The sequence below is a fragment of the Sporosarcina sp. Y1004 genome (assembly GCF_057669665.1).
In genome coordinates, this window is the sequence record NZ_JBYHFQ010000022.1 from 1 (window position 1) to 12,685 (window position 12,685).

14 protein-coding genes are annotated in these 12,685 nt (G+C 41.0%); 10 read left to right on the forward strand and 4 right to left on the reverse strand.

The window, feature by feature from the left end; genetic code table 11:
- Nucleotides 1-350 precede the first annotated feature (350 nt).
- Nucleotides 351-1,091 (reverse strand): TraR/DksA C4-type zinc finger protein, encoded by a 741-nt coding sequence (locus AC25Y6_RS14100; protein WP_488143483.1) that lies wholly within the window; start codon nucleotides 1,089-1,091, stop codon nucleotides 351-353.
- 178 nt (nucleotides 1,092-1,269) lie between these two features.
- Nucleotides 1,270-2,184, reverse strand: a complete 915-nt coding sequence (locus tag AC25Y6_RS14105) for a 1,4-dihydroxy-2-naphthoate polyprenyltransferase (RefSeq protein ID WP_488143484.1) — start codon at nucleotides 2,182-2,184, stop codon at nucleotides 1,270-1,272.
- Between the two features lie 208 nt (nucleotides 2,185-2,392).
- Here AC25Y6_RS14105 and AC25Y6_RS14110 point away from each other — a divergent pair, with 208 nt between their 5' ends.
- From AC25Y6_RS14110 to AC25Y6_RS14130, 5 genes are read left to right on the forward strand one after another with little or no spacing between them, the layout of a single operon-like run.
- Nucleotides 2,393-3,778, forward strand: a complete 1,386-nt coding sequence (locus tag AC25Y6_RS14110; protein ID WP_482106341.1) for an isochorismate synthase — start codon at nucleotides 2,393-2,395, stop codon at nucleotides 3,776-3,778.
- Nucleotides 3,771-5,483 carry a 2-succinyl-5-enolpyruvyl-6-hydroxy-3-cyclohexene-1-carboxylic-acid synthase gene (gene menD, locus AC25Y6_RS14115; RefSeq protein WP_488143485.1) on the forward strand — a complete coding sequence of 571 codons (1,713 nt, stop codon included), beginning with the start codon at nucleotides 3,771-3,773 and terminating at the stop codon, nucleotides 5,481-5,483. The genes AC25Y6_RS14110 and menD overlap by 8 nt, the downstream gene beginning before the upstream one ends.
- Nucleotides 5,476-6,321 (forward strand): 2-succinyl-6-hydroxy-2,4-cyclohexadiene-1-carboxylate synthase, encoded by an 846-nt coding sequence (gene menH / locus AC25Y6_RS14120; protein ID WP_488143486.1) that lies wholly within the window; start codon nucleotides 5,476-5,478, stop codon nucleotides 6,319-6,321. Before menD ends, menH begins: the two co-directional genes overlap by 8 nt.
- Nucleotides 6,318-7,136, forward strand: coding sequence for a 1,4-dihydroxy-2-naphthoyl-CoA synthase (gene menB, locus AC25Y6_RS14125; protein ID WP_482106344.1), 819 nt, complete (start codon nucleotides 6,318-6,320; stop codon nucleotides 7,134-7,136). Before menH ends, menB begins: the two co-directional genes overlap by 4 nt.
- A gap of 53 nt (nucleotides 7,137-7,189) precedes the next feature.
- Nucleotides 7,190-8,647, forward strand: a complete 1,458-nt coding sequence (locus AC25Y6_RS14130) for an o-succinylbenzoate--CoA ligase (RefSeq protein WP_488143487.1) — start codon at nucleotides 7,190-7,192, stop codon at nucleotides 8,645-8,647.
- Between the two features lie 158 nt (nucleotides 8,648-8,805).
- On the opposite strand, the gene AC25Y6_RS14135 is transcribed toward AC25Y6_RS14130, so the two are convergent.
- Together AC25Y6_RS14135 and yidD are read right to left on the reverse strand one after the other, a co-directional pair.
- Nucleotides 8,806-9,762, reverse strand: coding sequence for a metal ABC transporter solute-binding protein, Zn/Mn family (locus AC25Y6_RS14135; protein WP_488143488.1), 957 nt, complete (start codon nucleotides 9,760-9,762; stop codon nucleotides 8,806-8,808).
- Between the two features lie 158 nt (nucleotides 9,763-9,920).
- Nucleotides 9,921-10,151: a membrane protein insertion efficiency factor YidD gene (yidD, locus tag AC25Y6_RS14140; protein WP_488143489.1), complete on the reverse strand. Its 231-nt coding sequence runs from the start codon at nucleotides 10,149-10,151 to the stop codon at nucleotides 9,921-9,923.
- A 98-nt stretch (nucleotides 10,152-10,249) separates the two neighbouring features.
- On the opposite strand from yidD, the gene AC25Y6_RS14145 reads away from it, so the two are divergent.
- The 5 genes from AC25Y6_RS14145 to AC25Y6_RS14165 all read left to right on the forward strand — a co-directional run bounded on the left by AC25Y6_RS14145 (nucleotide 10,250) and on the right by AC25Y6_RS14165 (nucleotide 12,623).
- Nucleotides 10,250-10,699 carry a Dps family protein gene (locus AC25Y6_RS14145; protein WP_488143490.1) on the forward strand — a complete coding sequence of 150 codons (450 nt, stop codon included), beginning with the start codon at nucleotides 10,250-10,252 and terminating at the stop codon, nucleotides 10,697-10,699.
- Between the two features lie 62 nt (nucleotides 10,700-10,761).
- Complete coding sequence (locus AC25Y6_RS14150) at nucleotides 10,762-10,944, forward strand: putative motility protein (protein WP_488143491.1); 183 nt, start codon at nucleotides 10,762-10,764, stop codon at nucleotides 10,942-10,944.
- 87 nt (nucleotides 10,945-11,031) lie between these two features.
- On the forward strand, nucleotides 11,032-11,340 hold the full coding sequence (locus AC25Y6_RS14155; protein ID WP_482100083.1) for a transposase: 309 nt from the start codon (nucleotides 11,032-11,034) through the stop codon (nucleotides 11,338-11,340).
- Nucleotides 11,341-11,386: 46 nt separating this feature from the next.
- Nucleotides 11,387-11,848: an NUDIX domain-containing protein gene (locus tag AC25Y6_RS14160; RefSeq protein WP_482106350.1), complete on the forward strand. Its 462-nt coding sequence runs from the start codon at nucleotides 11,387-11,389 to the stop codon at nucleotides 11,846-11,848.
- Nucleotides 11,838-12,623 carry an alpha/beta hydrolase family protein gene (locus AC25Y6_RS14165; RefSeq protein WP_482106351.1) on the forward strand — a complete coding sequence of 262 codons (786 nt, stop codon included), beginning with the start codon at nucleotides 11,838-11,840 and terminating at the stop codon, nucleotides 12,621-12,623. The genes AC25Y6_RS14160 and AC25Y6_RS14165 overlap by 11 nt, the downstream gene beginning before the upstream one ends.
- Nucleotides 12,624-12,685: the final 62 nt, after the last annotated feature.

The window sequence follows — 12,685 nt, forward strand, 5'->3', positions numbered from 1 at the left end:
CCTTTCACGGCGGTATCACGGGTTCGAATCCCGTAGGGGTCATAAAAAAAGCAGTAATACAAGTTTTTTATTAAACTTGCATTACTGCTTTTTTATTGTTTAGAAAGATAATTTTAATGATTGGAATTCATGTCTGGACTCGCCGTTTACTGCTTGTGGGGACAAGTCTTTTCCTACTACTATGAATCTGTAGATTCTCTTAATTATCTAGTGCATTGTAAACCTGAATATACTTTTTCGACTTGGTATTGTACTCAACAAATGCTAATAGATACAATGGAATCTACTTCCATTGTATCTAGCACCATAAATTAAAAACCTATTCCAATTGACTCAATTAACAAATTAATTCATTTTCTTTTGCCGTCAACATAACCATCGCTTTCATGATATGGAATGTCACCAAGTGGGGATTCAATTCCTTCATTATCCAGTTCATCTTCATATTTGTCAGAAGCATCGGATCGTACAAAACCCCTTGATTGACCATTTATATCGGTGCCAGTGAATTCTTCAATTTCTTCAGCTGCACCGTCTGAAATCTCGTTGTCGTATAGCGTATTGTAGCTGGCGTGATCCCCACTAAAATCTGAAGGGGTTTCAGATGTTCCGGATTTTGCAATTTCCTGAAAGCTATCTTCACCGTCCCGAGTTGTTCCCAACTTTCTATCGGCGAATGAGTTAGGGTTGGCCATGGTTAGAGTATCTTCTTCTACAGGTCTGTCTTGAGGTACTTCTTGCTCTGTCGCATGTTCAATGCAAAGAGTGGTATAAGGAACTGCCTCAAGCCGCTCAAATGGTATATCCGTTTGACATACTTCGCATTTTCCATAAGAACCATCCTCCATTGCTTGTAAGGCGTTTTCTACTTTATTAAGCTCAGAGCCTGCATGCACGTTCAGTGCTACGTCTTTCTCTCTCTCAAACAGTTCAGTACCCATGTCAGCAGGATGATTGTCATACATAGAAAGTTCTCCGACTTCTTCTAACGGACTATCTTTAATATCCGTTTCTTTTTCTGTTTTGGTTAAATGATCCATCATTTCATGTAACTCTTTTTTTAATGTCTCTGTTTGTTTCGCATCTAACATGTTTTGCCACGTCCTTTTCAGTAATAGTATCAGTATGCTCATTAATAACTTGCTTAATGAGCATGGAATGGATTGTTGTCTATTCTTTTTACTTTCCTTCTTGAAGTCCTTTTTAAACATTCGAACAAAAAAAGTCCGAGCCATCAGAGTGATGGTTCAGACTTTTTTTGATTAAATATTAAAAAAGAAGATGTCCAATGAGGATTCCAATGCCTAATAGTAATCCAAACAGCGTGTTTGTGATTGCAGTGTTTTTCATGGCAGGGTTCACATGTATGGGTAGGTGGTTATTTCGGAACACGGTGATTGCAGATGCCGGTTTTTTTAGACTTAAGAATATGATTAAAGCCCATGGAGTGAGATGTCCAAAGAGAATCATTGCCACAACCCAACCATAAGATACGATGAAAAATAGCATTAGGATGGTAATTGCATTAGAACGGCCAACTAGAATCGCAAGCGTCTTCCGTCCGCCTTCCTTATCTCCTTCCAAATCACGTATATTGTTTGCCATCATAATACCCGCGACAAGCAACATACTTGGTATGGATAGAAGTACTGCTTCTGTCGTGATCGTTCCTGTCTGAATATAGAATGCAATGAGGATAAGTAGCATTCCCATGACAACTCCGGAAAAGAGTTCCCCAAAAGGCGTGTACGCGATTGGATATGGACCGCCTGTATAAAAATAACCAATTATCATGGATATGCCACCGACCACTGCAAGCATCCACGACGTTTCCATGCATATGTATACTCCTATAAGAATGGAGATTCCGTAAAGCATAAAGGCAAGGTTCAACACCGTTTTCGGTTTGACGCCATTCCGGACAATTGTACCTCCGATACCTATGGATTGTTCTGTATCGAGACCTCTTTTGAAATCATAGTATTCATTGAACATATTTGTCGCCATTTGAATGAATATACTTGCAATAAGCATAGCGAAAAATAGAGGAAAATGAATGTCCCCATATGTCAACGCAATCATTGTACCGAGGAAAACTGGTGCAAAAGCTGCAGTGAGTGTATGAGGTCGGGTTAGCTGCCACCAAATTCGCCAACCTGAATCCGCTTCTATTTTCTGTTGCATTATGATTCTCTCCCTACATTTGTGATTAAGCCAAGAACACCCATGATTTCAGTCGTAGGAGGTTCATAATGACCTCATCCATTGTACTCCATAACTGGTGGAGTGAACAGAGAGACTGCATATTATGTGCCGAAACGCTACAGATTCGGTATAATAGAATAAAGGAATAAGCTCAAAATTTGACGTATGAATGTGCGGAGGGAAAATAATGAATCGGAAGTTGACCACTACCCGCGAATCTAAATTAAAAGTTAGTCAGCATGAATTGCGCTTTTTCACAGAAACTGTTGATGCGGATCGAATATCACCACTTGCATTTTTTGAGGCAGGGGATTCATGTTATAAAGATGAACGGTTTTATTGGCAAAATGCAGATAAAACATTAACACTTGTTGGAATTGGACATGCTACTGTATTGACCAGTGAAGAAACGGAGAATCGTTTTGAGGTTATTTCAGAAAGCTGGAAAAACTTGTGTGCGGCGCTTATAAAGGAAGAAAATGATCGGGAGCCTGTTCTTTTCGGAGGTTTCTCATTTGATCCTAAAAGTAATAAGGGAACAGAGTGGGATGCATTTCCATCTGCTCATTTTGTTGTGCCTGCTTTCCAGCTATCAATTACAAATGGCAAGACTGCCATCTCCATAAACCTAGTTACGAAAAGCAATGATGCTGCGGAGCAGTTTGAAAAGTTGCGCGAGGAAAGGGATCGTCTTATCCATATTGCACAAGTGGAAGAATTCGCTCTTCATACCAAGCCAGAAGTTGTATCTATTGAGGAGCTAGCGAAAAATCATTATATGGAAACGTTAGTTGATATTACAGAACGAATTAATAATGGTGAAGCGGAGAAGGTTGTAATTGCAAGAGCGATAAAATTAAACTTTAAAGATAAAGTACCTGCTGTCACGGCACTTCACCATATTACGAACGAACAACAAGAAAGTTACCACTTCGGTTTGCAAAAAGAAGGTCAACTATTTTTCGGTGCTACTCCAGAGCGGCTTATAGAAATATCGAATGGACGGGCGTACTCTGCATGTGTAGCAGGGTCTATCAAACGCGGTAAATCAGCGGCTGAAGACCGGAAACTTGGTGATCAACTTCTTGAAGATCGTAAAAATAGAGAAGAGCATCAATACGTTGTAAATATGATTTCACAAGTATTTGAAACTTTTTGTACAGATGTCAAAGTTTCAAAAGTACCGAAATTAATGAAAGTTCGTGATATACAGCATCTGTTAACACCAGTTGAGGGGAAAGTTGAACGTGGGACTGATATTTTTAGCATGGTTCAGGCTCTCCATCCAACTCCGGCACTTGGCGGTGTTCCGACAGAAAAATCGATGGAACTGATTCGCACTGAGGAAAACATGGATCGAGGATATTATGCAGCACCAATCGGCTGGACGGATACAGCAGGAAATGGTGAATTTGCTGTGGCTATCCGCTCTGCACTACTCGATGGGGATAGTGCATATTTGTATGCGGGGGGCGGTATTGTGGCGGATTCTGAACCTGATAAGGAATACGACGAAACATGGGTGAAATTCAGACCGGTCATACGTGCACTTGGGGGTAAATTAAATGGATAACCGAATAGTTTTGACTGATTATGTTCGACGTATGACAAGTGCTTTGATGATGGCCGGTGTGAAAACTGTAGTCATTAGTCCAGGCTCTCGTTCGACACCACTCGCATATGCATTTGCCTCAACAGATGAGCTTGATGTGTATATGCAAGTAGACGAACGCTCAGCAGCCTATTTTGCACTTGGAATGGCAAAGGCCTCTTCTGATCCTGTCGTTCTCTTATGTACATCAGGTACAGCGGCGTCCAACTATCATCCTGCGATAACAGAAGCGTACTATGCGCGAATCCCACTAATTGTTATTACTGCGGATCGCCCACACGAACTAAGAGAAGTTGGAGCACCACAGGCAATCGATCAAATTCGAATGTACGGTAAGCATGTGAAACATAGTGTAGACTTTCCACTTGCAGAAAAAAATACAGACATTGATGACTTTATCGATAGACATATAAGTCGGGCATTATCGGTAGCAACTACAGCTCCACGCGGACCGGTCCATTTAAATGTTCCGTTCCGTGAACCGCTACTCATTGATTTTGATCGTGAGATACCCAAAATGACTTTCCAGAAAAGGATTCAAAGTGTAGATAGTCTGGATCTAGAAACGATTCAACAAATTACCTTGTTACTTGCTCGTTCAGAAAAGGGAATAATTATTGCTGGGGAAATGCCAGTAGGATTAAATAAAGAGCTTTTCTGGAGCTTTGCAAAAGCGCTGGAATGGCCGGTATTGTGCGATCCGATATCAAATCTTCGTACGGAAATACCAGAGCAATGCCGTTCACTATGTATTGATCATTATGATGCAATATTAAAGAGTGAGTTATTCAAAGGGAAATCTGTACCTGATACTGTGATTCGATTCGGTACACAACCGGTTTCGAAACCACTTTCACTATATTTGAAAGCAATGCGACCAGCGAACGTTATCACGGTTGATGAATCACCGGAATTCCGAGATTCACTTGGTATTGTTACCCACCATATCCAGGCTTCACCTGAAACGGTATTAAGAATATTGGTCGAAAAACAAAAGACATCTTTTTCGGAGTCGTGGACACTAGCGAATGATGCTGCATCTGCAATCACCGATGAATACACGGGAGTTGACGGAGATGAAGGAATTTTTGCGAAGTTGCTTTTTGAGCATCTTCCCTCCGGAAGCGACTTAATTACTGGTAGCAGTATGCCAATCCGTGATGTTGATACGTTTTTTAGGAAAACGACCAAAGATATAGCGATTTTTGCCAACCGTGGGACGAATGGAATTGATGGCGTTGTCTCGACAGCTTTTGGTGTCCAGACCAATAGAAAGAGACCGGCGTGGCTATTAATAGGCGACCTGTCGTTCTTACATGACGTCAATGGGCTTATTGTAACTCGTTTTCATGAGGTTGACTTGACTATTGTAATTATCAATAATGACGGTGGTGGTATATTCTCATACCTTCCACAAGCTGAAGCAGGCCGTCATTTTGAAGAATTATTTGGTACACCTACAGGGTTAACGTTTGGTCACATAGCAGCTATGTATGACGCTCAGTATGCAGCGATAACAACCCCAGAAGAGTTTGGGATAGAGTTAGCTAAAGTGAAAAATAAACCAGTGCGCATCATAGAAGTATTTACAAATCGACAGGCAAACGTCGTTGCACACCGTGACCTATGGAAACAAATTACCGCTAGGATTGAGCAGGATGAGTAACAAGACGATTCGCATTCGGGGCATAGATATAAATGTAGTAATTTCGGGTGAAGAACAGTTACCCTCTGTCGTTCTACTACATGGATTCACAGGTAGCACTGCTTCATGGCGTGAAATAGTTGAATTATTCAAAGGTAAATACAGAACAATAGCTGTCGATTTGACTGGACACGGGAAATCGAGTATTCCAGATGATGTAAACAGATACACGATGGAACAGCAATTAGCCGATCTCGAGGAATTATTTACTGTGTTATCACTTGATCAATTAATATTGATAGGTTATTCCATGGGTGGGCGTATCGCTCTGGCTTATACAATTAATTATCCGAATCGGATTTCATCATTAATTCTAGAAAGCTCTTCTCCAGGTTTAAAGACAGAAAATGAAAGAAATGAAAGAAAAGCAGCGGATAAACGTTTGGCAGAAAGAATATTGAAAGATGGGTTACCTTCATTCGTCGACTTTTGGGAAAACGTTCAGTTATTTGCAACACAGAAAGTTTTACCTAAAGAAAAACAGATAGAAATCAGAAATGAGCGGCTAGGTCAAAGGGGTAATGGACTAGCCAACAGCCTACTCGGCATTGGCACAGGCAGCCAACAGTCTTATTGGGAATGTCTTGAGACGATCAATCTGCCTGTTTTGCTAATAACGGGAGAACTCGACACTAAGTTCGTAAATATTTCCCGGGAAATGCATGATAAATTTCACAATGTCCGCCATGAAACGATAAAACACGTTGGGCATGCAATTCATGTGGAAAAACCGGGTACATTTGCTACAATGGTAGAGCAGCATGTTTCAGAGTTGAAAAATCGAGGAGGGTCACTATGACACGTCAATGGGAAACGATACGTACATACGAAGACATCAAATACGAACAGTATGGCGGGATTGCAAAAGTAACAATCAACCGTCCGGAAGTGCGCAATGCATTCCGACCTAAAACGGTATCAGAGTTAATCGACGCATTTTCACGCGCAAGGGACGACCAAAGCATTGGTGTCATCGTATTAACAGGGGAAGGCGAGAAAGCATTCTGTTCAGGCGGAGACCAATCAGTTCGTGGTCACGGCGGCTATGTCGGTGAAGATGAAATACCGCGTCTTAACGTTCTGGACTTGCAGCGCCTAATCCGGGTTATTCCAAAACCGGTTGTGGCAATGGTTGCAGGATATGCAATCGGCGGCGGACACGTTCTGCATGTTGTCTGTGATTTGACGATTGCTGCAGAAAATGCAGTTTTCGGACAAACAGGACCGAAAGTCGGTTCATTCGACGCAGGTTACGGTTCAGGATACTTGGCACGAATCGTCGGTCATAAGAAAGCGCGTGAAATCTGGTTCTTATGCCGTCAATACAACGCACAGGAAGCACTCGACATGGGGTTAGTTAACACTGTGGTTCCTTATGAACAATTGGAAGACGAGACTGTCCAGTGGTGTGAAGAGATGCTTGGCATGAGCCCAACTGCACTTCGTTTCGTAAAAGCAGCAATGAACGCAGATACGGACGGACTTGCTGGACTTCAACAATTAGCTGGTGATGCAACACTTCTTTATTACACAACGGATGAGGCGAAAGAAGGCCGCGATGCGTTCAAAGAAAAACGTAAACCGGAATTCGGACAGTTTCCTCGATTCCCTTAATAAAACTGCATGAATACTTAAAGAGCTGCCTTTAATCGGGTGGCTTTTTCTGAATGGATGGTGATTGGATGATTCCAAATTGGTTAATACAGCGGGCATATTTAACGCCCGATAAAACAGCTTTTTCATTTAAGGATGAAAAGTGGACATTTATACAATTAAAAAATCGTGCAATGACTCTTGCGCAGAAAATGAAAGCCAATGGTTTAAGTGAAGGGGATCGAATTGCACTACTTGGGGCTTCCAATGCTGAAATGGTATTTGTCATTCATGCCTGTATGCTATTGGGACTAGAAATTGTCATGTTGAATAGCCGGTTGACGAAAAAGGAGATTGAGTATCAATTCGACGACTCAAGTGCTACCACGCTAATTGTGGCGGATGATTTACATAGCATAGTTGCTGACATGCCAGTACGGAAGTTACACTTTTCTGTAATTTACACGAGCCCTGAAAGGCCATTTATTATCCAGGATAGTTGGGAAACCGACAGAACCATTACAATTATGTATACATCAGGTACGACAGGATTTCCGAAAGGTGTCCGTCAAACCGTTGGGAATCATGTTTCGAGTGCACTTTCATCCGTCCTTAATCTGGGGCTTAACGAACGGGATGCGTGGCTATGTGCTATGCCACTTTTCCATATTAGTGGCTTTTCAATTCTAGTCCGTTCTGTTCTTTATGGAATGGAAGTCGTATTGCAGGAGAAGTTCGATGCAGTTAAATCTGCCAGTGCAGTAGAGAATGGGTTAGTCACATATATGTCCGTCGTATCACTTATGCTTGATAAAGTCTTGCGTGAAATGGAAGAGAGGAATAAGGTTGCTCATCCTATATTCAAAGCAATGCTAGCCGGAGGTGGACCTCTTCCAATCGATTATTTGAATCGAGCAAAAGCGCTTGGAGTTCCAGTTCTTCAAACATATGGCTTAACGGAAACAAGTTCTCAAACAACAACTTTGGCGGCAAACGATGCCATCCGTAAGATGGGTTCTGCCGGCAAACCTTTGTTTTTAAATCAAATCAAAATCAAAAATACTGAAACACCATTAGAAAAAGGTGAAGTTCTAATACGTGGATCCCACGTCACACCAGGATACATCGGTCGTTTCGGAGGGGTAGATCCTTTGGAGGATGGATGGTTCCCGACAGGCGATATCGGCTACTTGGATGATGAAGGCTATTTATATATCGTTGACAGAAGATCCGATTTAATCATTTCAGGTGGTGAAAATGTCTATCCGGCTGAAATTGAAAATGTGTTAGTTGCGCATCCAAGTGTCCGTGAGGCAGGCGTTTGTGCTAAAGAACATTCAGAGTGGGGAAGTGTCCCCATTGCATTTGTTGTCGTTTCTGGAAAAGTAACGGCTGAAGAGTTAACATTATTTTGCGAAGAGCGATTGGCTCGCTACAAAGTACCGAAGTCGTTCCATTTTGTCGAAAAGCTCCCGCGTAATGGGTCTAATAAGCTAATGCGTCGTAAATTGAAAGAGTTGGATGGATACTGAATAAAGAAAGAGCTCTTAAGTAGTCCAAGCTTGCACGCTCCCTCGGAGTGCCGTCTAAAACAAGTTATTCACAAGTCTTAGATTTGAAAATTCTGGCAACAAAATAGGCTATCAAGCAACCCAGATTTAATCTGGATTACATGATAGCCTTTTCGCATTTACTTCGTATTTAACGCTTTCTTAAGCGTCTCAATATTTTTGTTCATCAAAGTGAAATAGGTTTCATTATTTTTTATATCATCGACGGTTAATACGCCTAGATTATGAAGCATGAGTGACTCTGCTCCAATTTCATTCCTTACGACATCAGTCAATTTTGAAGAAACATTCTGCTCGAATAATACATACTGAACATTCTGCTCCTTCGCTGCTTTAACAATTTTAGTTAATTGTTTTTGTGAAGGTTCGCTTTGCGAATTCAATCCCGCAATTGCAATTTGTTCAAGGCCGTATGAATTTGCAATATAACCAAAAGAAGCATGAGAAACAAAGAATGTCTTCGAAGGTGCATTCAGAGCCATTTCTTTAAATTTATCATCGAGTTCATCAAGTTCTAGTTTCAATTGTTCATAGTTCTCTTCAAATTCAATTTCCATTTCAGGCTTTGATACAATTAATGCGTCTTTAATAGAAGATGCAAGTTCAATACTTAGTTTTGGCGAAATCCATACGTGCGGATCAATGCTGCCATGATTATGCTCTTCGTGTTCATCCTGTTCTGCATCATGGCCATGTGCTTCCTCTAGCGACTCTTCGGTTATAGCTTCTGCTGTTGCAATCAGTTTGACATTTTCATTTTTTAATGTTTTTTCAGCATTTTCGACAAATCCTTCAAGGCCCATTCCGATATAGAAAAACAAATCCGCTTCCGCAAGTGACATCATATCTTTTTGTGTCGGTTCAAAAGTGTGCTCGTCCGTTCCAGCGGGATAGACGGACTTAACTTCAACATGATCAGCACCAATACGTTCAGTAAAGTATTGTAGTGGATAAACCGTAGTATAAATTGTTAGTTTTTCAGATTCGCTATTCTCTGTGTTCTTCACCTTATTACCACATCCAGAAAGTACTATAATTGTGAGTAAAGAAAAGATGATTAGCAGTTTCCGGTTCATGCAAAAACCTCCATTTATTTAATAGTAATCATTCCGATTTAGAGAACTGACTTTTTTATCATACAAGAGCTTTTCTATTTTGGCAACTAAATAAGTGGTTTTATTATCATCAAAAAAAGACAGTTCGGCAGTTTTGCCTACCTGTCTTGTCCTAGGAATTACTTTTTTTTTGAGTCTTTCTCAGGAACTGGATCAAATCCACCTTCATGAAATGGATGACATTTTGAAATTCTTCGAACCGCCAACCAAGAACCCTTTAATGCACCATGCTTTTCCACTGCTTCAATTCCATAATGGGAGCAAGTTGGATAGAAACGGCAAGACGGGGGAGTTAAAGGCGAGATAACTTTTTGGTAGATTTTGATAATGCCTATTACAATTTTTTTCATTTCATTTCTCCCTATTAGTACCTATATGTTTATTGTAGTGGCTTTAGTGGTAAATATAAAGAAGGACGAACTATATAATAACAAAGGGAGAGATTAATATGTCAAAAGAACTTATTGAAGAATTGAACGTGCAAGTATCAACATGGTCGGTGATGTATGCAAAACTTCATAATTACCATTGGTACATAAAAGGGCCTCATTTCTTCACATTGCATGCCAAATTTGAAGAACTTTATAATGAGGCTACGCTTCATATGGACGAAATCGCTGAACGTGTGTTGACGCTGGGTGGAAATCCGGTAGCTTCTTTAAAAGAACATCTTGAAATGTCTGTGGTGAAAGAAGCTACAGGAAAAGAAAAAGAAGACGATATGGTCAAGAACGTCGTCGATGATTTTGGTAAAATTATGAAATCGTTGAAAAAAGGTATGGAATTAGCTGCAAAAGATGGCGATGACATGACGGAAGATTTACTGAATGCAACTTATCAGAGCATTGAGAAACACCAGTGGATGCTAAATGCGTTCCTTGGGGAAGATAACAAGTAATTAATTTGCATTAAAATAATCAGCTTTATGCCGATAGTATACTAGTGAGGAGAGTGGTGTAAATGAATATGGGTTCCATCATGGCTAGTCAATTGAATAGTTTGCAATCGACTGTCCGGTTGAGTGTTCTAAACAACACACTTTCAATGAATACGGCAGCTGCAACAGAAATGCTGAAAAGTTTAGCTGATCAGTCTGCTGCAACGCATCCTCATAAAGGTGCTTCGGTCGACGTTCAAACTTGATTTGCGATAAAGCATGTATTCCCGTAAAGGGAATGCATGCTTTTGTTCATTTTAAGCCATGCTAAAAAGAAAAAAGGATGGGTTGGCATGGAAAAATACAATATGTACGTTTCAGTTGTACATCAGCAAATATATCATCACCCAGATGATTCACCGTGGGAGTATGAAGTTAAAATCACAGAAGAACATATTCCCGTATTCAATCGTTTATTTTCACAGATAGATGAACTTGAAATTCGGAACTTTATTAGGTCGCATCTACCGTTTTTACCGTATTATTATGGCCGGAATAATGAAAAGGTCGATCAACGTACGATGAGGATTTATGCACTTATCCATGAGTTCACCGATGAGCCATCGAAGCGATTCATCGAAGAACTTCCTTATTTTCGTTGATACTCATCCTGTCCTTCGTTAAAATGAACGAAAGGACGGGATTTTAATGCTGACATTTAATGATGTAAACGGTGGCCGTGTCGAGCTGTCATTTGAAAAGAATCGATTTAGTATGCCTGCTCGGCATGTTCTTGTTGTATTGAAATATAAAGAAAAGTGGCTTCTAACTCGTCATTTGGAGCGTGGTGTCGAGTTTCCAGGTGGCAAAGCAGAAGAAGGGGAATCAATCGAAGAAGCGGCCATTCGTGAAACGATTGAAGAAACCGGCGTTAGAATTACGGATGTGCAAAATTTTGCGGAATATGTCGTTCGAAGCAATATCACATTTTGTAAAGCTGTATTCACGGGAAGCGTTGTAGAAATTGATGAAAATCCAACACTTTACGAAACGAATGGCGCTACATGGATGACAAGTGAGGAACTGGACGCGTGTGATGAGTTAAGTTTTCATATGAAAGGCACGGGAATGGAAGCTTTAAGAAAGTGGGTGGAAGCACGTGAGTTATGATGGCACTATTATTCATCGGAAAGCCTATCCTTCGCCAAACCCAAACGTTTATCTTGAAGAAATCACTTATTTTTCGGATGGGCTGAGAGTGAAAGGGCTTATGGCGCAACCGCTTACGCATGGAACCTATGAAGGTATCCTTTATTTAAGAGGCGGTATGCAACATATAGGAATGGTTCGTCCAGCTCGAATTGCCCAGTTTGCTGCGCAAGGGTTCGTTGTATTCGCTCCTTACTACCGTGGGAACCGTGGAGGGGAAGGTCGGGATGAATTCGCAGGTGCCGATCGTCAGGATGCGTTGAATGCTGTAGACGTGCTGAAACAAAATCCTATGACAAACGTCGAGAGGATTCACTTATTCGCGTTTTCACGAGGCGGCATTATGGCTCTGTGGACCGCTATTTTGCGTGATGATATTACTTCGGTTGTTACGTGGTCGGGTGTTTCCGATGTCATTTTTACATACAAAGAACGGAAAGACATGCGGCGGATGATGAAGCGAGTTATCGGTGGAACGCCGAACAGCGTGCCTGATGAATACAGAAAAAGGACAGCGCTGTTTCGCGTAGATGAAATTACTGCACCTGTTCTTATCATTCATGGCATGATTGATGAGAACGTCTCATTCCAACAGGCTGTGTTATTGGAGAACGCATTGCGTGAACATAATAAAGTATACGAGACATGGTACTTCCCAGAATACACGCATTTCATTCCACCGGGCATGAATGCACAGCTTGTTAGAGATTTGACGAGTTGGATGAAGAGACAGTGAGTAGATCATTACTGATTATAATGATAAAAAAACAGGGTAGCACAATAAATGTGCTACCCTGT

Bases quoted from the DNA above. Each gene is read 5' to 3' on its own strand.
- AC25Y6_RS14155 (WP_482100083.1), top strand. From the start codon at position 11,032: ATGGAAAAATACAATATGTACGTTTCAGTTGTACATCAGCAAATATAT.
- AC25Y6_RS14105 (WP_488143484.1), bottom strand. From the start codon at position 2,184: ATGCAACAGAAAATAGAAGCGGATTCAGGTTGGCGAATTTGGTGGCAG.
- yidD (WP_488143489.1), bottom strand. From the start codon at position 10,151: ATGAAAAAAATTGTAATAGGCATTATCAAAATCTACCAAAAAGTTATC.
- AC25Y6_RS14145 (WP_488143490.1), top strand. From the start codon at position 10,250: ATGTCAAAAGAACTTATTGAAGAATTGAACGTGCAAGTATCAACATGG.
- menB (WP_482106344.1), top strand. From the start codon at position 6,318: ATGACACGTCAATGGGAAACGATACGTACATACGAAGACATCAAATAC.
- menD (WP_488143485.1), top strand. From the start codon at position 3,771: ATGGATAACCGAATAGTTTTGACTGATTATGTTCGACGTATGACAAGT.
- AC25Y6_RS14110 (WP_482106341.1), top strand. From the start codon at position 2,393: ATGAATCGGAAGTTGACCACTACCCGCGAATCTAAATTAAAAGTTAGT.
- AC25Y6_RS14135 (WP_488143488.1), bottom strand. From the start codon at position 9,762: ATGAACCGGAAACTGCTAATCATCTTTTCTTTACTCACAATTATAGTA.
- AC25Y6_RS14150 (WP_488143491.1), top strand. From the start codon at position 10,762: ATGAATATGGGTTCCATCATGGCTAGTCAATTGAATAGTTTGCAATCG.
- AC25Y6_RS14160 (WP_482106350.1), top strand. From the start codon at position 11,387: ATGCTGACATTTAATGATGTAAACGGTGGCCGTGTCGAGCTGTCATTT.
- menH (WP_488143486.1), top strand. From the start codon at position 5,476: ATGAGTAACAAGACGATTCGCATTCGGGGCATAGATATAAATGTAGTA.
- AC25Y6_RS14100 (WP_488143483.1), bottom strand. From the start codon at position 1,091: ATGTTAGATGCGAAACAAACAGAGACATTAAAAAAAGAGTTACATGAA.
- AC25Y6_RS14130 (WP_488143487.1), top strand. From the start codon at position 7,190: ATGGATGGTGATTGGATGATTCCAAATTGGTTAATACAGCGGGCATAT.